A 21,200-nucleotide genomic window follows, 5' to 3' on the forward strand; every position below is an offset into this window, starting at 1 on the left:
CCATCGGGGCAAATCGCAAGTGTTGTCTTATGGTCGCCCCCCAACCACTCGCGCCAACTGTCTTCATCGTCGACGATGATCCGTCGGTGTGCCGGTGTCTGGGCCGTGTGGCGCGTCAGGCGGGCTTTGCCGAGACGAGCTTTGCCTCGGCGGAGGAATTCCTCGCGGCACGCCCCGCCGCTTGGGAACAACCTGCCTGTCTGGTGCTCGATCTGCAGATGCCCGGCATTGGCGGGCTGGAGTTGCAGCGCGAGTTGGCAGCAGGGCCGGCCCCCTGTCCGGTGATCTTCATCAGCGGGAATGGTGACATTCCCGCCACGGTTCAGGCGATGAAGCAGGGTGCGGTGACCTTTCTTCCCAAGCCCTTCGAGCACGAGGATCTGCTCAAGGCCATCCGCGAAGCCTTGGAGAAACATCGCGGGCAACTCGCCGCGGTTTCGGAAAGCCGCGTGCTGCGCGAACAGATCGAATCGCTCACCGAGCGGGAGCGGGAAGTGATGGCCTGGGTGATCACGGGCGCGCTGAACAAGCAGATCGCCGGTGAGCTCGGAGTCGTGGAACAGACCGTGAAGGTGCACCGTTCCCGGGTGATGGAGAAGATGCACGTGGTCTCGGTCGCGCAACTGGTGCGGCTCTGCGTTGCCGCAGGATTTGAAGCGGCGGTGAAGTGATCGGGCACGGGAGCGGATCGCGCGGAGATTGAACTAAGGTCCAATAGCCAGCGGGTGGTCGTGTTTGGCAGGGTCAGGTTCGCCCTCCGACAGGTGATCGCCGCCGAAGGGAGGTCCTTGCTCCTCCATTCCATGAAGCATTCTCGTTTCGCGATTTCTTTCGCCCGCGCCCGGAGATCTACACGCGGGGGACCTTCCTGGTGCACCAAGGTCGCCTATCCGGGCCATCCGCTTTCTCAGATGGCCCCGGTTGACCGGTGCTCCATCTGCTTTTTTCCCAGTCTCCATTCTGACCCGCAGAACTGATGAAAAAGCTGATCAAAGAACCCCTGCTCCACTTCCTCGCGATCGGCGCATTGCTGTTCGCGGTAAACGCGTGGCGCAGCTCGAAGCGCCCGGCGGAGGTGAATGGCCCGCGGATCGAGGTGACCGCCGCGACGATCGGGCGCCTTTGCGCCGGCTATGAGCGGCAATTCGGGCAAGGGCCGGATGCGGCGGAACTGCGCGGGCTGGTGACCGCACACGTCCGCGAGGAAGTGCTGTGCCGCGAGGCTCTGGCCCTTGGTCTCGACCGTGACGACAGCATCGTGCGCCGCAGGCTGGCGCAGAAGATGGAGTTCCTCACCGACGACGTGACCAGCGCGGCACCGCCGGAAGAGGCCGCTGTGGAGCGCTACTTCGCGGAGCATGCTGCGGTCTATGCGAAGCCCGGCCAGGTCAGCTTCCGCCACGTCTATTTCAGCAAGGAGAAGCGCGGAGCGAAGGCAGGAACGGAAGCCGCCGAATGCCTCGCCGCGCTGGCGAGGGGTGCGAGCGACGAGGCGATGGGCGATGCCTTCCTGTATGGCTTCAATTTCGCCGAGCGCGAGAAGAATGACGTGACCGCCTTGTTCGGGCAGGACTTCGCGAAGCAGCTTGCGGTCCTGCCGGCCGGCGCATGGCAGGGACCGGTTGAATCGAGCTTCGGCCTGCATTTGGTCCGCGTCGATGCCCGCTCCGAAGCCGCCCCTGCAAAGCTCTCTGAGGTGAGGGCTGCGGTGGAGCGCGACCTCAATGATGAGCGCCGTGTCACGGCGAATCGCGAGATCTATGAGAAGCTGCGCGAGCGCTATGAGGTGGCAGTGGATGAAGCGGCGCTGGCGAAATCAGCGGTCAGCAAGACAGCCCAGCGATGAAAGGTCTGCTCGCCATCCTCCTACTGTTCTTCGTTGCGGTGCGAGCCTCCGGCCATGAAGTCCGGCCTGCTTACCTGGAGCTGACTGAGCGCGGTCCGGGTGACTTCGACGTGGTCTGGAAGGTCCCCGCCGCCGGTGGGGCGCCCCTTGCGGGTGAGGAGATGGCCCATCCTTCTCCTGCTGCTGCTCCTGCGGCCGCCAGTGGGCCGCAGAAGACCATGCCCTGCGGTTGCCCGGTGCCCACGCCGGAAGAGCTTTCGCGCGGCGGCCTGCCGATCCATCCGTTACTTCCGGGGGGAGGGGAGATGGCGGCGCCGCCGCGCGTCGAGCGCATTTTCGGTGCGGAGATCAAGCGCTGGTCCATCCATGCCGGCCCCCAGGGGCTCGAGGGTCGCGAGATCGGTGTCCACGGTCTGGAAGCGACGATGGTGGATGTGCTGGTCCGCGTGGCCTTGGCGGATGGTCGCGTGGTCTCGCACATGCTGCGGCCGGATGCACCCGCCTTCGTCTTCCACGGGGCGGATGCGGGCCCAGCGGCGGGCGGCTACTTCACGCTGGGCGTCGAGCACATTCTCTTCGGCATCGATCACCTGCTCTTCGTGCTGGCGCTGGTGCTGATCGTGCGGGGCAAGCGCCAACTGCTGAAGACCATCACCGCCTTCACGATCGCCCACAGCATCACGCTGGCACTGGCGACGCTGGGCTGGGCCAAGGTGCCGCCGGCACCGGTCGAGGCGGTCATCGCCCTGAGCATCGTGTTCGTGGCTGCGGAGATCCTGCGCAGCCGCCGGGGCCAGCGCGGGCTGACCGAGCGCGCGCCCTGGCTGGTAGCCGGGTCCTTCGGCCTGCTCCACGGCTTCGGCTTCGCCGGGGCCCTGAGTGAGGTCGGCCTGCCCGCGAATGACATCCCGCTTGCGCTGCTGTTCTTCAATCTCGGGGTCGAGGCCGGGCAACTCGCTTTTGTGATCGGAGTGCTCGCCGTCATCGCGCTGCTTCGTCGCGCGCGTCTGCCGCAGTGGGCCGCGGTCCTGCCACCCTACGCGATCGGCAGCGCCGCGATGTTCTGGGTCATAGAACGCAGCGCCGCCATGTGGTGAATCCACGCCTTTTCCATCAGCTCCGTTTCAAGATCGTCCATGCCATGAAAGCCACCGTATTTGCCAGCACCCTCGCGACCTCGCTCGCGATCAGCACCGCCGCCCTCGCCGCGGATGAAGCTCCCGGCGGCGACGCCGGGACGCTCAACAAGGACAAGGCCGGAGAGGCCTTCAAGAAGCGCCCCTACTCGCCCTATGCCGACCGCAGTTTCCCGGCGCGGCCCTTTTTCGGCGATACCCACCTGCACACCGGCTTCTCGATGGATGCCGGCGCCTTCGGCTGCCGCCTCAATCCGCGCGATGCCTATCGCTTTGCGCGCGGCGAGCAGATAATCGCCTCCAGCGGCCAGCCGGCGAAGCTCTCGCGCCCGCTCGACTTCTTGGTCGTCGCCGATCACTCGGACAACATGGGATTCTTCCCGGATCTCTTCGCTGGCAAGCCCGAGGTCCTCTCGCCGCCGATGGGCCGCAAGTGGTACGACATGATCCAAGCGGGCAAGGGCGGTGAGGCGGCGCTCGATATCATCGGCCAGTTTTCCCAGGGAACCTTCCCGAAGGAGCTGATGTATATGCCCGGCACCCGCGCCTATCGCGGTGCTTGGCAGGAGACCGTGGCTGCCGCCGAGCACTACAATGATCCGGGCCGCTTCACCGCCTTCATCGGCTACGAATGGACCTCGCTCGACAAGGGCAACAACCTGCACCGCAACGTCGTCTTCCGCGACAACGCCGACAAGGCGATGCAGGTCGAGCCCTTCACCTGCTACCCGCCGCTGGGCAGTACCAATCCGATCGAGCTGTGGAAGTGGATGGACGCCTACGAGAAGAAGACCGGCGGCAGCGTGCTGGCGCTCGCCCACAACGGCAACCTCAGCAATGGCACCATGTTCCCGATCACTGAGGCCTTCGGCAAGGCGATTGACCGCGAGTATGTGGAAGCCCGCGCGAAGTGGGAGCGGCTCTACGAAGCCACGCAGATGAAGGGCGACGGCGAGTCTCACCCCTTCCTCTCGCCGAACGATGAATTTGCCGACTACGAGCTGTGGGACAAGGGCAACCTCGACGGCAGCGAGGCGAAGAAGAAAGAGATGCTGGAGTTCGAGTACACCCGGTCCGCCCTCAAGAATGGTCTCAAGCTGGAAGCCAAGCTCGGGACGAATCCCTACAAGTTCGGGCTGGTGGGCAGCAGCGACGCGCACACCGGCATCGCCTCCTTCGAGGAAGACAACTTCTTCGGCAAGACCACGCCGCAGGAGCCGAGCGCGCACCGCATGACCGCCGCATTCATGGACAACCCGAAGACCGGCGTGAAGATCATGGACTGGGAAGTAGTATCCTCCGGCTACGCTGCGGTGTGGGCCCAGGAGAACACCCGGGCCTCAATCTTCGATGCGATGTACCGCAAGGAGACCTACGCCACCACGGGCTCGCGGATGACCGTGCGCTTCTTCGGCGGCTGGGATTTCGAGGCGGCCGATGCCAACTCGCGCGAGCCCGCCGTAATCGGCTACAGCAAGGGGGTGCCGATGGGCGGCGATCTCTACGAAGCTCCCGCAGGCAAGTCTCCGAGCTTCCTGGTGGGCGCGATGAAGGATCCGCTCAGCGGCAACCTCGACCGGATCCAAGTCATTAAAGGCTGGCTCGATGCCAAGGGCGATGTGCAGGAGAAAGTCTATGACGTCGCTTGGAGCGGCGACCGCAAGCCTGGAGCGGACGCCAAGGTGCCGAGCGTCGGCAGCACGGTGGATGTTGCGAACGCGACCTGGTCCAACACAATCGGCGCGCCGGAGCTGATCACGGTCTGGAAGGACCCGGAATTCGACGCCAAGCAGCGCGCCTTCTACTACGTCCGGGTCATCGAGATCCCGACCCCGCGCTGGACCGCCTACGACGCGAAGCGATTCGGCGTGAAGCCGCTCCCTGGCACCCGCATGACCACGACCGAGAGGGCCTATACCTCGCCGATCTGGTTTAACCCGGCGAAGTAGGACCCTGTCTTGTTCGCCGCTTGCGACATTCGCCAAGTGACAGCCTCACCTACCAGATCTTGGCGGATATCGCCGTATCGGGTGCTCCTCCTCGGCTTCGAGGTCTGCGGCACCTTCATGATCCTGTGGTGGTGCGTCCCGTTCTACCGGGTATTGCTGGCCGGAAACTTCTACGGTGTCCCCTCGCACGTCAAATGGGGTATCGTCGTAGCGGTCATCCTGATCCAGATCTGCTATTGGCTGCGCTACCTTCATGCGGCACCGGCGGTCCTGCCGCGGTGCGTCTTCCTCGGTCATCTCGCGCTGTTCCTCTCCCGCCTGAACTTCATCTTCAGCGGCGGGGTCTTCTCGGCCATCTTCTTCGCCCGCTATGAGGAGGTGGCCTTCTCCGCGATCGGGTTCGCCCTGCTCTTCGGCATCCTGTTCTCCATGTTTTGCGTGACCCGCGACTTCGAACGCATCGGTAACGCGCTCATCGAGGGCGAGATCTCATCCACTCCATCCAAATGAAACCGCATCTCCAGATGACACGTATTCACGCCTTTGCGGCTTTCGCCGCGCTTAGCCTTTCGCCATCGCTCCGGGCTGCCGGGGAAGACGCGCTTGATCCCGAATCCTGGCCCCGCTCGTACAAGGTCGGTGGGGCCGAGGTCGCCATTTACATGCCGCAGATCCTGGAGTGGTCGGAGTTCCGCCATCTCAAGGCGAATGCGGCGATCGGCGTCAAGCTGGAGGGCAGTGCCGAGGCCAGCTTCGGCGCCGCCGCCTTCGAAGCCGATACGGTCACCGACTTTGACCGCGGCAGCGTCAGCGTCGGCAAGCGCACGGTCAGCGGCTTCCGCTTCCCCGAGATGGACGCCGCCACCGCGGCAAAAACCGAGGCGCTTGTCCGCTCGGTGCTCACCCCGGACAGCCCGCTGGAGCTGCCGCTCGATTCGATGACCGCCGCTGTCGATCGCGCGGATGCCAGCACCGCGGACACGCCGGTGAGCTTCGAACCGCCGCCGATCTTCTTCAGCGATTCGCCCGCCGTGATGGTCGTCTTCATCGGCGAGCCGAAGCTGGAGCCGGTGAAGGGCGACGATCCCTCGCTGATGTTCGCCGCAAACACGAATTGGGACCTGCTGATGACGGGCGGCGAATACTACCTGCTTGCGGGCAACCAATGGCTCGTGGCCAAGGATCTGGCCAACGGCTCATGGGCTCTGGCCACGACGGTGCCTGATGCCTTCAAGAAGCTGCCCGATGACGGCAACTGGTCCGAGGTGAAGTCCAAGCTCTTCGTGCTGCCCCGTGCTAGCACCGCGCCGAAGGTCTTCATCTCCAATCGGCCCTCTGAGATCGTTCTGACCGAAGGCAAGCCTCAGTTCGCGCCAATCTCAGGCACCTCTCTGATGTATGTCGCCAATAGCGAGAGTGACCTTTTCCTCGATACCACCAGTAAGACCTACTACCTGTTGACCTCTGGCCGCTGGTTCGGCGCAAGCTCACTCGAAGGACCGTGGGCCGCGGCTACCGATACGCTGCCCGAAGACTTCGCCAAGATTCCCGAGGATCATCCGAAGGCGGACGTGCTCGTCTCGGTGAAGGGCACTCCGGAGGCCGATGAAGCGGTGATCCTGGCCTCGATCCCGCAGACCGCTACGGTCACTCGCGCGAATACGACCATCCAGGTGGCCTACGAGGGCGAGCCGAAATTCAAAGCGGTGCCCGGCACCGAGGGTGTCGAGTTCGCAATCAATACCGACAGCGATGTTTTCCGCGTGGCCAAACTCTACTACTGCTGCGAGAAGGGCATCTGGTTCCAGGCTCCCGCCGCTACCGGTGCGTGGGCGGTCTGCGACAAGGTCCCCGAGCCGATCTACACGATCCCGCCGGAGAGCCCGAAATATAATGTGACCCACGTGCACGTGTATGACTCCACGCCGGAGACGGTGCAGGTCGGCAGCACCTCCGGTTACTCCGGAGCCTACGTCGCGAATGGCCTGGTGGTCTTCGGTCTCGGCATGTGGCTGGGTCACGAGCTGGCCGATGACGACGACTGGCACGGCCACTATTACCCGAAGCCCCACTGGTATGGCTACGGCTGCGGCGCGGCCTATCATCCGGGCACCGGCTACTACCGGAAGGGGGCGCATTGCTACGGCCCCTATGGGGGTGCGGGCTACGGTGCAGCTTACAATCCCGCGACCGGGACCTATGCCCGCGGTGCTTATGCCTACGGACCGAACGGCGCGGTCGGCGCAAAGGCCGCCTACAATCCGTGGACCAATACTGCCGCAGGTCGCGTCGGAGCTAGCACGCCTTACGGCTCATGGGGGCGTTCGGCGGTCGTCCGTGACGACGAATGGATCCGTGGTGGCCATCGCTCGAATGCCAAGGGCACGGTCGCGGGCGTTGAGACCTCGCGTGGCGGTGCCGCGGTGGGAGTGGACCGTAAATACGGCTCGGATGGTTTCGTCGGCAAGACTGGAAGCGGCGACGTCTATGTCGGCAAGGATGGCAACCTCTACAAAAAGGAAGATGGTGGCGACTGGCAGAAGCGTCAGAACGGCGGCTGGCAAGGCGCACCCGAGGTGCCGGCGACGAAACCGAACGCCGCGCGAACCAGCACCAATCCGAAACCCGCTCAACCCGCCAGCCGTGCCAGTGATCCCGCCCCACGGCCGAATCAACCGACCACCCGGCCCAACGAACCGACCGCACGGCCCAATCAGCCCACGACTCGTCCCAACGAGTCCACCACGCGACCCAATCCACCGACCGACCGGACCACCCAGCAACCCGCCACACGACCCAAGCCGGTCAACGAGAACCGCGGCGGCTACACCAACAAGCAGCCTACCCCGTCTCAGCTCAACAGGGACGCAGACTCTCGCCAGCGCTCCGGCCAACAAGGTCGCTCCGGTGCTGGACGCCAAGGTGGGGGAGGAGGAGGTGGTGGAGCTGAACGCCGCCGCTGATCCACCCCGCAGGCCACCACCTTCACCGCAAACCCCGAAACGTGGGTTCGCGGGGATGATGGCGGCTTTGTGGCCGCACCAACCGCAGAGTGATCTTCCGCCTCGGAGCCAAGCTCTACGGTCCTGGCCTCCCCCGGGAAGCCGGGCGCGGCCTCACCAAGTCACCGGGATCCCGACACTGAAGGTATCGGTGTCGGCGCCGGTGTCCTGCTGCGTTCGGGTGCCGATGTAGGCGAGCTTGATGCCGATGGTGCGGCTGAGCGGGATGCCCATGCTCAGGCCCCAGCCCAGATTACCCTTCAGATCGTTGGAGGCGATCCCATTGACGGTGGATTCCCCGCCGTAGCCATAGCCGGTGCCTGCCGTGATCCACCGCCCGGGACGGAAGGTATAAGTGACGTGTCCCTGCCCGACGAAATAGACTTCTTCCTCCAGCGTGTTGCCATTGAAGAATTCGTCGTTTTCGGTGGCGAAGCTCGCCGCGGCCGAAAGTTCCGTCGATCACGGGCCTTGATTGTGCACCCAGCCGAGCTGCGGTGTGAAGGTGCAGCGGTTGGATCCCAGATTGATCAGCTTGTCTTCCAGATACTCGCCGGTGGGCAGCCGCACCAGCAGTCCAAGGCCTACGATGTTCTCGCACTCCTTAGCGGCATCGTAGGCTTCGAACTCCTTGCCCGCGAGCGGCGGCGCCCCGTGGAGATTCACCGCGAAGCGCAGCACGGTGTCCGCGAAGCCCTCGCGGTCGACGCTGGTGGGAACGCCATTGAGCAGGCCGCTCCAGGTTCCGCTCTGATAAGCTTGGGTCAAATCGAAGCGAGCGGACTTTCCCAACAATTCGAAAGAGCGGATGTATTGGATTCCCGCGGTCCGGAGATCGAACTTTCCGTCCTCGATCCGCAGCACCGGGTTTAAGCTGATGTCGCCACTGCTATACGCGTAGGCAGCCCCGACGAAGTTTGCCCCGATCGGCAAGTGACTCCAGCGGCGCGGTTCGATGTCCTGAGCAAGGCATGGCATGGCGAGGACAAGGCTGCCGATTCCCAATGGCAAGCCGCTGTGCCACTTTCGCGACCAAGCTTTCAAGAACCTTGAGGATGATAGCATCGTTTTCGAGCTTAGCCGGAATCCCCGGTGTCGGCCATTGAACCAAGGTCCAATAGCCGAGGATGCGGGGTTTTTGCCAAGATCCCTAGTGCCATGGCTACGGGGCAGTCCACCATCTACATCATCGATGATGACGCCAGTGTGCGGCGTGCCTTGATGCGGGTGATGACCCAGGCTGGCCTTCCGTGTAAAGCCTTTGAATCGTCGGAGGCCTTCCTCGCGGTCGCGGCGCAAGGCGATAAGGGCTGCATAGTGGCGGACATGACGATGCCCGGCATTAGTGGCTTGGAACTTAAAACGCTGCTAGATTCCGGAGGATTTCAACTTTCGCTTGTTTTGCTCACCGCGCAGGACACTGACGCGACGCGTACCGCGGCCCGCAATGCCGGTGCCGCTGCTTATTTCCGCAAGCCCGTCGATATCCAAGCGCTGCTCGATGCGGTCCGCTGGGCCTGCTGTCCGACCAGTGCGGAACCGGGGGCATTCACCTAAGCTCGTCAGTCCCGGACTTCTGCCCCGGCCCGCATGGCGAGATTAGCGGTGGTCAAGTCGGCTGCTTGGTGCGGGCGTAAGGAACACGATCGGGAACGTCGAAGCGGTACGACACAGCCGATCGGAGACGTCAAGTCCGCGGATCTCGGCGAAGCGGTAGAAGTGCTATCCGTCGTACCAGGCAACGAGCACCAGCGCACAAGTCTTCGGGGCTTGAAGCAGCGCGTGAGGTTCAACCTCGACTTCAACCTCTCCTCCCTTCCACCAGCACCGGACTACGCGCATGCTGGCGCCGGCGGCGCGGAGGGTTGCTAGGCAGGCCGGCGGCGGCAGGTGCATGGAAAAAATCGCGCTTACTCAAGCGCACGACGGACGATCAAGGCAGGAATGCGGCAAGCTGCATCCGGCCAAAGTCGGATGCGGAACATCTTGGTTGTCACGAAAACGGTGGTAATACTGCGCAGTTGAAAGAACCCTCCCCGAAGCTGCACGGCAGCGTCAGTATCGTCGACGGCCCACTTCAAGGGGAGCACGGAGTCGCGATCGACGATGCCCTCTTGAACGGCGATCACGTGTATCTAATCCTCGTAGCTGGCAACGAGCTTTGGATGCCGGCGGCGTGGGTCGTAGACGCCGGCGCAGCACCGGCCCTCAATGAACCATCACCCGAGGTCAGCGACCACTCGCTCGACGGCGAATCTGCCGTTTAGCCTGCCGATCACCCCGACAGTGGCCCGAGCTTTCACCGCCCATATCGCTTCAAGATCATCTCCGCCCTCCGCCTGAACTCCTCCGAGTAACCGGCGGCCCGGCGGTTCAAGGATGCCTCAAGCCGCTTCAGTATTCGCGGGTCGGACTCCGCCACCCAGCGCCCGCCGACGTAGAACTCGAAGCCACAATCGACCAGCCAGTGTGCCACAGTCCAGCGCCTGTCCTGCGTGTCCTCGACCTCGATATCCTGCGATCCCGGCGGCCATGCCACAATCACCACCTCGCACGGGTCTGCCATGCCTTCCGGCAGCTTGTACCGCCCACCCATGGACTCCACGGTCCCCTTCATGCCCGGTTTCTTCTCTACCGCTCGCACGGGGGAAGGGTAGTGGATGGGTCAAGGGCAACGAAAAGCCCGCCGCCTCCTGGCTGGGAAGGACGACGGGCCTTTTTCGTTTGGGAGGCTGGATGAACAGCTAGGGCATCCTTGGGACAAGCTTTCGAATGAGCCGATCAATCGTTTACCGCTTCGAGGTGGTGTTCCTCGACCCACGAGGTTGCACCACCCATGCTTACGAGATAGAGCACGACTCCGCCGCTAAGAGCGCAATCGACAACAGTCCCAACTGAGCCCGCATTGATACCGCTCGTGATACGCACAACGTCGGTGTCTTGATATTTTGGTTTCATTCTTGAGGGGGCAGGCCCACCTGCTTGGCGCGCCGGGAGTTCTCCCCAGACCTCGCCGGACGCGTTGCAGGCTGGTCTTGGCGCAACGCGTGGAGCGCTCATTCCAAGGGCCGCGCGACACTAGTGGCAGCCCATGGGCCCGCAATGGGTGATTGCGGCGCACAATCGCGGCTTCGGGTCGCAGCTATCCCTCCGCCGTGTCGCGCTTCCTCCTGGTGCCCGTTGGTACCACGGCCGACACATCGGGACGCGGCTCGAAGGATCGTGGAAGAAAAATCAGCCCGCGGATTTCCGCGTAACGATAGAACCCCCACTCATGCCGGGAGGGCACCCATGCCACGAGGACCAGAGCTCCGGTCTTCTGGGCATTGAGGATGGCGTAGGGATCGGCTTCGATTTCATTTCATTGCCAGTAGAAGGAAACCGCCCGGCGGGACTTAATGGCGATCTTAAGGACCACCATACTGGTGGGCGGAGGGAGCGAACTCATCTATGCAGCGGGTTGTCAGGTAGTGAACCACCGCCAGAAACAGCCGCCTTGTATGGACGAAGATCAGAGGAAGAGGAGCAGGACGTGCTGATTAAGAAAGAAAGGCATCCTGCAGTTCCTGTGGCTGGGGGGCAAGATCCCTCGCTCCGCATTATTGGAACCGCTCGGGCGAAAGTTGCCGAAGCGGCACCACAGGGTCTATCTTCTGCGACGATGTTCACGCGGCTTCGGATCGCCTGCCTCCTTTTGGCTTTTGGCGCGTAAGGTGGCGACGTGGACACCTACCTCGAGGCCCGCAGAAAGGCGCCGTCCATGAATGGAATCAGAAGGCATCCTCTACACCGCCCAGCCCCATTCGCGTGATCCCTGAGTGAAGTGCGGAACCGGGGGCAAATCCCTGAGCCACGAGACTCTTTGGGCCCCGGCCCGCGGATAGACCGTAGCAGAAGGGTCAAGGCATTCAGCGCGACACCTCGTTAGCCGTGGCGTTCCGTAGTTCCCGGTCGTTCGCCATCTTTGATTTCCGGATGAACGAAACGGCCGCCGCCTCGAACTCCTCGTCGTTGCGGAACTCCTCGGCTTGAAGCACAGACCGCTTCGTCACTTCGAGTCCCTCCACCTCGCTTAGAACCTCAATCGTCACCCTCATGGTTGGCAACGGTCGCCCTGCAACGCGGGATTGCAAGCGACTAGCGACCGCCGTTTTGGGTCAACACCGGAAGTGATTTCCCTCTTTCAGTTCACCCGCCTCCAGACCCATATGTCGCCTGCGGGGTCCGGGTAAAGCACGAGGGCGAAATCCCACAAGGCTTGGCCCGACCATCTGATTGGCCCCGAGACTATGAAGTCGGGCTTCGGTCCTTCTTCCTTGGAAAGAACCCAATCTCCCTTCTCGCATTCAGAGAAGGTAGCTCGCTGCTGACCGAATGGAAGAGACCCGACCATCCCGCAATTTCGCGCATACTGTGCCGGAGGCCAAGCCCATTCCGGCCGGTCAACGCCGGATGTTTTCTTCCGCTACCAGAAGGTCCGCTGGTCGGACATGGACAGCAGTAGTAAGCGACCAAACCCAAGGCAATGCCTCCAATCAGGAACCAGCCAGCGGCCAGTATGGCTGCGGCCTGACCAGCACGTCCCACTCGGGCCTGCCTCGCTCGCGATTCCAGTCCCTGACGAGGCACTGGGCGGGAGCGTCCCGGGCAATACCGCTATGGAAGTTCATGGGGAGGCTGTGGGAACCACTGCACCCTTGGAACCGCAGCCTCAAAAGTCACGCCCGCCAGTCAGGGGCTCGCCCCCGCAAACGGTAACTCGCCCGGCTCCCTATCGGCGGCTGACCGCCCAAGCTGCTGGCCGACTGCTGGAGCCGGGCTATGTTGACTTGGCTCTTTCCAGTGTTTGAGCGTGGCGGGCTGTGCGCTGGACCCGTCACGGACCAGTGACCACAAGACCGAGCCGACAATACCGAGCGTGAGGATCAGGATGCCCAGTTCCACCTGAAATACCTTGAGGTGGCGGGCAATTCCTTCCCTCAGGTTCATCACCACCACTTCGCACGGCGGGAGGGGCAGGTACACCCGAAGATCCCATCTGGGGCCCGCCCTGCTGACCATGGGTCTTGGCGGGTCTTCCAGATAACGGCCCCCCAGTTGCAAGGACAGGAGGTGGAGATGCTTCAGGAATGCTGCCGGCAGCGCGGGTGGTTTTGGTTTTACCTTGGGGACATCGCCGGGCTGAACGACGTTGCTCATAAGTTCGGGCGCCGCGAAAGCGGCTGTTGGAATCAGGGCAAAAGCAATTTCAACCGGTTCATCAATGCCGGCTATTCCGTGGCGCTGGGGGCTGCCTTCCGGCGCTCCCCGCGGTGAGTTGTTGGTGTTTCGCCACGCGTGCCAGGCGCAGTCGTTCTGCTGCCTCCAGAATGGCTTCCTGGCGCTTCGGATCGGACTGGCCCGTAATCTCCCGCATCGCCTGGTCATAGTCGGATTTTGAGATCTGGTGGGCATATCGTCCGGCAGTCAGCGCGAGCTGGCGGGTTCTGGCGTAGACCCGGTCCCGGCTTGGGGGCAGCGGCGGGCAGCTATCACCTTCCGGCGGGGCTCCCGGTGCGGTGTTGTACATGAGATCTTAAGGATGGAGTGGCCCGATCGACGACGCTCCGAGGAGGCTTGGCAGGAGTTCAAGAACGCGGTCGATCGGGCAGAAGGTGGGTTCAGGGAATGAACTCGTTTCTTCAGGAATGAAGTGCTGCGGCCTTCGCCCCGAGGTGAGCCCCCTTCCGCTGGATGTCCCATTTGGCCATTTCCAGGAAGACTTTCGACTCGTCGTGGTCAATGCGTGTCACCGCGGAGGCAGGCAGCAGGATCTGTTTGCCGTCATACCAGTGACCGGTTTCGATCACCCATTCGCCGATGATCCATGTTTGATCATCGACCATGAAGCTGCTGACCGAGCCGATCGATCCGTCGCTGGCCTGGACATCGTAGCCGGCGATGCCGTGGGTGCTGAAGAGCCGGACATACTCGTGGCGATGGCGCTGGGGCGGCGCTTCTTCCGCGACGACTTTGTCGGGGATCTTGGCCGGTGAAGCGGTGTCGCCACCGACATCGGCATCTTCCCAGTAGGGTGGCCAGCCGTAGTGGCGGTAGTAGTCTTTCTCGAAGCTGCGGGAGACCGGGCGGTGCGATTGAATGCTTGGACTTTCCTCGATTTGCTTCCGCGTGAGTTTTACGGCCAGGACCTTCTCGCTGCGCGGCACCTTTTCAAAGGCATGGGGGGAGAGCAGTACCAGCCGCTTCATCAGCCAGAGGCCGGTGTCGACGACCATGTAGCGGATGGCCCCGGTTTGTTCCTCAAAGTAGAAGTCCTTGACGTGGCCGATGTCGCCGTCGGAGGCGACAAGCTTTTGGCCGTAGGCCGATTTGATGTTGTAGAGCATGAGCTGGGCGGATCGCTGAATTCTGCCGGCATGGGAGAGCGAGGAGCCTCTGGCATCACCGTGGAGTCATCCTAGCGCAGACCGTGCGAATCCCCCATGGGGTGTAGTTCTACTTTCATTCCCCGAAGCTTCGCTGAGGGAGACGGTCCTCATCGCCGAAGCAGTCACCCGGAAGATCCCTTCGCAGCGATGTAGTGGTGGTATCGGGGGTTCGCCTCCTATGGGGCGAGTAGGGTTACACCCCATAGGATTGGCGGCGGTCGTGAGCGACATTCTCCCGCTGCCGCTCCGCAAAAGAGTTCGCCAAGCGTCTCCTTGCGGCGGAAGCTGGGGATTGCTCGGGACGTTCGCCCGCGGTTCCTGATACAATTATGAAAATGCAAGCTCCGCCGATCCTCCATGGCTATCTCGCGGCCTTGCGGCGGCATATCGAACATGCTTCTGGCAGAGGGCGCCAAGCGGCGCAGAAGCTCGGGTTGCTCGCCCTCAAGCGCGGGCTCAGCACCCCCGGCGTTGCCCAGGTTCACCAGCGCTCGCTGGTGAGCTTGGGACTCATTCGTTACCCGGAGGACATCGCAGCAGGCGTGATCCAGCGAGCTGCGGATTTTTTCACCGCCACGGTGACGCCTATCGAGGAGGCCCAGTATGGGCTGGTAGAGGCCAACGCGCGCTTGCAGGCGGCGGTGGAAACCCTCAGCCAGCGCAGCGATGAACTGCGGGCTGCGAACGAAGAGCTGCGGCAGGAGATTGCCCGACGCAAGGAAGTCGAAAGCTCCTTGCGGACCAGCGAGCTCACCTCCAGCCAGTTGCTGGCGAAGTCGCGGGAAATGCAGGAAGAACTCCGCTACCTGTCGCGCCGGTTGATTGCCGCCCAAGAGGAGGAGCGCAAGCGGATCAGCCGGGAACTGCACGATGTGATCGCGCAGACTCTGACCGGCATCAATGTGCGGCTCTCCACCTTGAAGCTGCAGACAACTGCCAACGCGAAGGACTTCCAGAAGAAGATCGCATTCACCCAGCGCCTGCTCGAGAAGTCGATGGGGGTGGTGCACCGCTTCGCTTTCGATTTGCGGCCGACCGTGCTTGACGATCTCGGGCTGGTTCCCGCGCTGCGCTCCTACATCAAGGCCTTCATCTCGCGCACCGGCATTCATGTCGACTTCACCGCAGCCACGGGGGTCGAGAAGTTGGCGAATGCGGAGCTCACGGTGCTCTACCGCATCGCTCAGGAAGGCCTCGCCAATATCGCCCGCCACGCGCGGGCGAGCCGGGCAGAGATCGCAATCTCAATCCACGCTGGAGGAGTGCGTATGGAGATCACGGACAATGAGCGGGGCTTCCGCTTGGACAGCACGGCGAAGTCCGGGCGCCGCGAGCGCCTGGGAATTCTCGGTATGCGGGAGCGCGTGGAGATGATCGGCGGCAGCTTCCATGTCGAATCGGCGGTGACAAAGGGGACGATGCTCCGCGTCGATCTCCCGCAAGCGGCCGGCGCGAAGTGAGGCACCTCGAAAGACCCTGATATGCCCTTGAAAGCCATCACCGTCCTCCTGGTCGAGGATCACACGATTGTCCGCGAGGGTCTGCGCGCCTTGCTGAAGCTGGAGACTGGTATACAGATCGTGGGTGAAGCGGAGAACGGCCGCCAGGCCGTCGCGCTCACGCGCAAGCTTCGGCCCGCGGTGGTAGTGATGGACGTCGCGATGCCCCTTCTCAACGGTATGGAAGCCACCCGCCAGATCCTGGCGGCTCATCCCAAGACCAAGATCCTGATCCTCTCCGCCCACAGCGACGATGCCTACGTGGAAAGGGCCTTGGCGCTGGGTGCCTCCGGATATCTCGTCAAGCAAACCTCCGCGCACATCCTTGGCGAGGCCATTCGCAAGGTGTGGCTCGGGATGAGGTTCTTCAGTCCCACGATCTCACGGCGCCTCGATCATGAGCAACTGCAAGAGCGGGGCAAAGCGGAAGGGAAGAAGGATCCCGCGCGCCTGACCCCGCGGGAAATGGAAGTCCTCCAGTTGATTGCAGAAGGAAAAGCCAACAAGCAAACCGCGGTGGAACTTCACATCAGTATCAAGACCGTCGAGAAGCACCGTCAGAGCATGATGAACAAGCTAGACATCCATGATACCGCTGGGCTCACTCGCCATGCGATTGCTGTCGGCATCATCGAAAGCAGCGTGCAGGGAACCATCGCTCCGCCTGCTGACAGTCCGCGGCGCTGACCCCAGTTTGGGGTCTAGACCCCATGGCGCTTCGGGAGGTGCTCGCGTACTTGTTTACCTTGAATCGACCCGCGCTCGCCATACGCCAATCCTGGCCACGGCACCTGACCATGGGCGAGGGGCGGATCAACCGGGATGATGCATGCGTGGCAAGGGATGTCCCCCCACTCCCCGGCCGCAAGTCATGCATCGTCCCGGAAACCGGCCCGTGGGAGGCAAGCAAGCGGACGGGACAACTCGTGCAGATCACATGAAAAATCTCAATCGACTCTTCCTGACCGAACTAGGGATTTGTTTCAGCTCTGAGGCCCGACTCGGCCCAGCCTTGTTCAGGATGGCGGAGACCACTGCTTCGCTTGGCTTAAAAAGGTTGATTCGCCTCCACGGACAAGAGTCCGAGTGGAATGTAAAGCACCTTGAAGGCATCTTCGAAGCCTGTGGCGAAAAGGCTCGCGGCAAAAGGTGCGAGGCGATTGCCGGGATACTGGCAGACGGTGAGAAGTTGACCGCCGGACTTGGCCGTTCGCCGATATTCGACGCTGCGTTGATCGCGATCGCGCGCAAGATCGGTCACTGGCAGATTGCCTCCTATGCGTCCCTGGGCGAATGGGCGGACCTGCTGGCGTACGGAGAGGTTGCCGAGGTGCTAAACGGCATCCTCGACAAAAAGAAAGCCATGGGAAAATCGTTGGCCGCTATCGCCCGGAGCCAGGGCCATCCCGAAGGGCCTGAAAAGCCGCGGGTGAAGAAAGTTGCCGGCTGAAGATCCGTGGATCGTGCCGGGTGGGCCGAAACCTTGGCGCAGTTGGGCCATTGCTACTTTTCATTGCGCGCGGACAATCTTCCCCGATGAGTGAACCTTTCGTTAGTGACCGACCCCCGGGTGAGGGGTGGTTCTGGTGGAGACAGGACGAGTATGGGCCTTGGACTCCCGTGGAGGTCCACGAAGACAAAGGGGAGCTCTACAGCCGCAGCGATGATGACCGGGAGTATCAGTGCGAGGATAATCCTCAGACCCCGTTCCGGGGACACTGGTGGTCCGCCCGTTTGGTTCCCCCGCAAGACAAGAGGCCGGATGACGACTAGGGGAGCTTGGCTAGGAGTGGTGATGGGCACCACCCCCGCGCCACTCGCCGGAATGTCACGCCAGCCACAGCATTGGGTAGAGAGCTCCCGAAGGTGAGATACTGGTTTCCCGTAAGAACGGCTTCTCAACCATGTCTTCGGCTCGCCGGGCGATTGCCACCGATATGCAAGAAATGGGAGCCGTGGTCCTCCATAACCGAGTTCTCATCTTTCCCGATCGGCCAAGGCGGAAGAAGCCTGCCGACTCACTTACCTTTGTGTGCCAGGGAAACTGTCACCGCACCGGGAGGCACGGCGTGATCCTCCAACTAGCTTTCGCGCGAGGGGTCGGACCCTCGCCTGTAGCTTTCCCGCGCTGTTCGGAAGGACTCCGGGGACTTCGCAGATCCTTGATGACGGCAAGAAGCATCTCATCGGCGCGGTCGCGAAGCAGCCGGGGCCTTGGTCTCCCGCAGGCCAGATTTTCCGCGCGAACTACTCCCATTCCCGAACAATCTGATCAATGTTGTCCGAAATGAACCGGTAAAGCCGCATTCCCGCCGTTCATCCGCTTCGGGCAAGGTATTCGAGGAGATTCCGCTGCAAACGTCGCGAGCTTCGCAAGATGCACGCGTAAGCATCAAGGAGCGGCACTACTCGGCTGTTCAGAGTACTCGCTTCCACACCACCTCTTCTCCAGCCGAGGTCGCCTGAAGCACTGGTAAAAAGATTCAAGCCCGAGAGCGGCGGCTGGCACCCGGGGGACGAAACGCTTGGGTTTCCTTACGACCGGTCCAACGTGGGACAGCCTCTTTCGTAACCCAATCGCCATGCTGGCAATCCACGGGATGTTCGCGTTGTTCGCCGAAAGGCAGCGGTGTAAGGGAATTTGGCATTATGGAAGGCTTGCCGCGTTTTTTCCCGCGATGCGCGAGCAAGGCGACAGACAGTCGAGAAACTGTAGGTAGCAGAACTTGGAATTCCGCTATGTAATGCGAGGGACTGATCCGAGAACCTCTGAGTCAGCGAGCAAAGACAAGAGTTCGTCCAGCTTCACAGGTTTCACGAGATGATGAGTAAAACCTGCCTCTTGCGATCGGCTTCGGTCCTGACCACCACCCCATCCCGAGACCGCAATGAACGTTGTTTGAGGAGATTGTTCCAAGACCCTCCGCGCAACTTCGTAGCCATCGATTCCTGGCAGGCCTATATCGCAGATGCAGAACCGAGGGCGAAATTCGATGGCTTTAGAAACCGCGGTTAAGCCGTCGGAGGCGGTTATAACGCTGATGCCACGTGCTTCCAATGCAGTCTTGAGCAGTTCGGCGGCGTCCAGATTGTCATCGACCACAAGGACCGTCCCGGCGATGAACACTGGAGGTTCCACTGGAACGTCGGGGGGCTGCAAGACAGGAAGATAAGAATCTGCCCTGGGGAGTCTGATTGTGAATTTGCTGCCTAACCCGAGGCCGGCACTTTCGGCACTGACGCTGCCGCCGTGCAATTCTGTAAGGGATTTCACAACTGCTAACCCAATCCCAAGTCCGTTGTCGGATCCCGACCCCTGCGAGAAAAGTTCAAAAATGGAATCAAGTTCTTCCGACCTCAAACCTGCGCCCGTGTCGGCGACAGTCAGCTCGACGGACTCATCGCGGGCGTGAAGGAAGATCTCGATCTCTTCGTCCGGGGAAGTGAACTTGAAGGCATTCAAAAGCAGGTTCACCACGCATTGTTCCAAGCGCACCACGTCGCCCTGGACCCATATGGGTTCTGCGGGTAGATGGACGGGAATCTCCCGACGCCTCTGATCGGCTGTATTCTGGCAAGCCGCAACCGCTGAACGGACTACCTCGCTGAGATCCACGCGTTCTGCTTTTAAAACGATCTTTCCTTGAGTGATCCTGGACACTTCCAAAAGGTCGTCGATCAAGTGCACCATCGTGTTCATTTGGCCCTCCATGATGCCGAGGACCCTTTTTCGAACCTCCTCAGGAGTGTCTGGGCGATTGAGAAGTTCAATCCCTGTCCGGATTGGGGCCAAGGGGTTGCGAAGTTCGTGCGCGAGCGTCGCGATAAATTCATTCTTGCGGCGATCGGTTTCGCTCAGTGCGTCCTCCATCAGTTTTCGCGAAGTGAGATCTCTCGCGATCTTCACGAATTTTACAGGCCTGCTTCCCTTGACAGGGGAGACGGTGCCACTCGCGAAAAAGCGGGTGCCGTCTTTTTTCAGGTGCCACCGTTCATCGGAAGAACGTCCATCCCTCGCGGCGGCTACCAGTTCACGACCCGGAATCTCCGCAGCCCGATCTTCCGGAGTGAAGAGGATTTCAAAGCTTTGGCCGACGATTTCATCCTCATGATAGCCGAAGATCCGCTCCGCCCCGGCTGACCAGGACACTACCTTTAGCTCTTCGCAAATCGTGAAGATCGCAAAATCAACTGCACTTTCGATCAGTTCACGCTCGAAATCCGAGTCGCTGGGCGGCCGCTGCTTATTCTGGTCATCTTCGAGGATGACCGCGGTACCAAAGAATCCCTCTGGACCGTTCAAGGAGGGAAGCGGCACCACATGATTCGAGATTCTCCGGTAAATTCCCTCCTTATCGCGAAGCGGGTGTTCAATGTAAAACGAGACGCCGCGCTCGAACGCCGTTCGAAATTTGTGAAGACACGCAACTTTGTCATCGGGAGGCAGTCCTGAGGTCCAGCCATCGTTCAGCTCTTCCGAAGGGTCACGTCCGGAAATTCCCGACCAGGCCTTGTTGAACCAGATCCTGTTGCCCTCTCTATCGGCGATCCAAGCGCCGGTCTCCCACTCATCAGCCAGCTCACGAAGCGCCGGAGAAAATCCTGCGTTGAGATCGGCCGCGTTACCGGAGAGGGGATTGTCTTGGGCCATGGGTTGATACTCCCTCTGCACAAAATAAGCCTACATCAACCAGTTATTCTCATATTCCTATTTTTCAGCGACTTGTGACAGCGTCAGGTCTCAAATTTCAAAAGTCTTGAATCAAGAGGCTAGAACGCGATGTGCGACGCAACCCTGTAGAAGTAGGTATAAGGGCAGTTTGCATGAGTCGATCGTGCACAGGATGGGCTAGTCGTCCTTGACAAGTTCTTCGTTCGCTTGCCTCAGCTCGAACCGCGCCTCTGCGATATAGTGTGAGGCTGGAAGGTGCCTCGTCAATTCTCCGGGAACGATGGCATAGAGCGCCTCCCCGCGAAATTTTCGCAGCTTTTCCGCCGGGTATGCAGGAATCTCGAAGCTTTCTTCGAGGACTCGCGTAACCGCGTCGATCGCGGCAAATGCCTTCAGGCTCTCGACCTGATCGATTGGATTAATCTAGTCCAAGAAGGCCTCAAGGGCAGCAAACTGATGCTTCATGTCCGCACCGTGATGGCACTCCACCCCACTAGCGATTTAATAACACTCACCGGGGCCGATTTACACTTTTAGATCGGTCCCAAGGCCGCGAGCGAAAAGATCATTCCATGGGTGCTTGTGACGGGCGTCAATCGGCTAAAAGCGACCGCCGGGAGCGCTTCTGAAGATCGAGCCTCGATGATCGCGAACTGGGCACCAATAGC

At 61.5% G+C, this 21,200-nt stretch carries 19 protein-coding genes; 12 read left to right on the plus strand and 7 right to left on the minus strand.

Translation table 11 applies throughout. The features are described 5' to 3' along the window. Positions 1-29: 29 nt before the first annotated feature. From BV071_RS00255 to BV071_RS00280, 6 genes are all read left to right on the plus strand, one after another. Positions 30-671 carry a response regulator gene (locus tag BV071_RS00255; RefSeq protein WP_035600516.1) on the plus strand — a complete coding sequence of 214 codons (642 nt, stop codon included), beginning with the start codon at positions 30-32 and terminating at the stop codon, positions 669-671. A gap of 305 nt (positions 672-976) precedes the next feature. Continuing rightward, positions 977-1,846, plus strand: coding sequence for a peptidylprolyl isomerase (locus BV071_RS00260; RefSeq protein WP_052572684.1), 870 nt, complete (start codon positions 977-979; stop codon positions 1,844-1,846). Further along, positions 1,843-2,943 (plus strand): HupE/UreJ family protein, encoded by a 1,101-nt coding sequence (locus tag BV071_RS00265; protein WP_035600518.1) that lies wholly within the window; start codon positions 1,843-1,845, stop codon positions 2,941-2,943. The genes BV071_RS00260 and BV071_RS00265 overlap by 4 nt, the downstream gene beginning before the upstream one ends. A gap of 44 nt (positions 2,944-2,987) precedes the next feature. Continuing rightward, positions 2,988-4,931, plus strand: a complete 1,944-nt coding sequence (locus BV071_RS00270) for a DUF3604 domain-containing protein (protein ID WP_035600739.1) — start codon at positions 2,988-2,990, stop codon at positions 4,929-4,931. Positions 4,932-5,012: 81 nt separating this feature from the next. After that, positions 5,013-5,441 carry a hypothetical protein gene (locus BV071_RS32215; RefSeq protein ID WP_052572685.1) on the plus strand — a complete coding sequence of 143 codons (429 nt, stop codon included), beginning with the start codon at positions 5,013-5,015 and terminating at the stop codon, positions 5,439-5,441. Then, a complete protein-coding gene (locus tag BV071_RS00280; protein ID WP_265593884.1) occupies positions 5,438-7,894 on the plus strand; it encodes a hypothetical protein in 2,457 nt (818 codons plus the stop codon). Before BV071_RS32215 ends, BV071_RS00280 begins: the two co-directional genes overlap by 4 nt. A gap of 501 nt (positions 7,895-8,395) precedes the next feature. On the opposite strand, the gene BV071_RS32220 is transcribed toward BV071_RS00280, so the two are convergent. After that, positions 8,396-8,911 carry a transporter gene (locus tag BV071_RS32220; RefSeq protein ID WP_265593885.1) on the minus strand — a complete coding sequence of 172 codons (516 nt, stop codon included), beginning with the start codon at positions 8,909-8,911 and terminating at the stop codon, positions 8,396-8,398. Between the two features lie 180 nt (positions 8,912-9,091). On the opposite strand from BV071_RS32220, the gene BV071_RS00290 reads away from it, so the two are divergent. Together BV071_RS00290 and BV071_RS35040 are read left to right on the plus strand one after the other, a co-directional pair. Then, complete coding sequence (locus BV071_RS00290) at positions 9,092-9,490, plus strand: response regulator (RefSeq protein ID WP_035600519.1); 399 nt, start codon at positions 9,092-9,094, stop codon at positions 9,488-9,490. Between the two features lie 464 nt (positions 9,491-9,954). After that, a complete protein-coding gene (locus BV071_RS35040) occupies positions 9,955-10,200 on the plus strand; it encodes a hypothetical protein (protein ID WP_265593886.1) in 246 nt (81 codons plus the stop codon). A gap of 32 nt (positions 10,201-10,232) precedes the next feature. Here BV071_RS35040 and BV071_RS00300 read toward each other — a convergent pair whose 3' ends face one another. Next, on the minus strand, positions 10,233-10,550 hold the full coding sequence (locus BV071_RS00300) for a hypothetical protein (RefSeq protein ID WP_035600525.1): 318 nt from the start codon (positions 10,548-10,550) through the stop codon (positions 10,233-10,235). Between the two features lie 155 nt (positions 10,551-10,705). Here BV071_RS00300 and BV071_RS35045 point away from each other — a divergent pair, with 155 nt between their 5' ends. Beyond that, a complete protein-coding gene (locus BV071_RS35045; protein WP_265593887.1) occupies positions 10,706-10,831 on the plus strand; it encodes a hypothetical protein in 126 nt (41 codons plus the stop codon). 1,010 nt (positions 10,832-11,841) lie between these two features. On the opposite strand, the gene BV071_RS00305 is transcribed toward BV071_RS35045, so the two are convergent. The 4 genes from BV071_RS00305 to BV071_RS00320 all read right to left on the minus strand — a co-directional run bounded on the left by BV071_RS00305 (position 11,842) and on the right by BV071_RS00320 (position 14,319). Then, positions 11,842-12,030 (minus strand): hypothetical protein, encoded by a 189-nt coding sequence (locus tag BV071_RS00305; RefSeq protein ID WP_035600529.1) that lies wholly within the window; start codon positions 12,028-12,030, stop codon positions 11,842-11,844. Between the two features lie 634 nt (positions 12,031-12,664). Then, a complete protein-coding gene (locus BV071_RS00315) occupies positions 12,665-13,132 on the minus strand; it encodes a hypothetical protein (protein WP_035600537.1) in 468 nt (155 codons plus the stop codon). Between the two features lie 61 nt (positions 13,133-13,193). Beyond that, positions 13,194-13,502 carry a hypothetical protein gene (locus BV071_RS35050; RefSeq protein WP_265593888.1) on the minus strand — a complete coding sequence of 103 codons (309 nt, stop codon included), beginning with the start codon at positions 13,500-13,502 and terminating at the stop codon, positions 13,194-13,196. Between the two features lie 112 nt (positions 13,503-13,614). After that, entirely contained in the window at positions 13,615-14,319 is a 705-nt protein-coding gene (locus BV071_RS00320) for a PRC-barrel domain-containing protein (protein ID WP_052572688.1), read from the minus strand. A gap of 371 nt (positions 14,320-14,690) precedes the next feature. Between BV071_RS00320 and BV071_RS00325 the strand changes: the two genes are divergently transcribed. From BV071_RS00325 to BV071_RS00335, 3 genes are all read left to right on the plus strand, one after another. Next, positions 14,691-15,821: a histidine kinase gene (locus tag BV071_RS00325; protein ID WP_052572689.1), complete on the plus strand. Its 1,131-nt coding sequence runs from the start codon at positions 14,691-14,693 to the stop codon at positions 15,819-15,821. A 21-nt stretch (positions 15,822-15,842) separates the two neighbouring features. Beyond that, on the plus strand, positions 15,843-16,547 hold the full coding sequence (locus BV071_RS00330; RefSeq protein ID WP_035600540.1) for a response regulator transcription factor: 705 nt from the start codon (positions 15,843-15,845) through the stop codon (positions 16,545-16,547). 250 nt (positions 16,548-16,797) lie between these two features. After that, a complete protein-coding gene (locus BV071_RS00335) occupies positions 16,798-17,310 on the plus strand; it encodes a DUF892 family protein (protein WP_035600542.1) in 513 nt (170 codons plus the stop codon). A gap of 1,287 nt (positions 17,311-18,597) precedes the next feature. Here the strand turns inward: BV071_RS00335 and BV071_RS00345 are convergent. After that, a complete protein-coding gene (locus BV071_RS00345) occupies positions 18,598-20,511 on the minus strand; it encodes an ATP-binding protein (protein WP_265593889.1) in 1,914 nt (637 codons plus the stop codon). Positions 20,512-21,200 lie beyond the last annotated feature (689 nt).

The sequence above is a fragment of the Haloferula sp. BvORR071 genome, assembly GCF_000739615.1.
Taxonomy (GTDB): Bacteria; Verrucomicrobiota; Verrucomicrobiia; order Verrucomicrobiales; family Akkermansiaceae; genus Haloferula.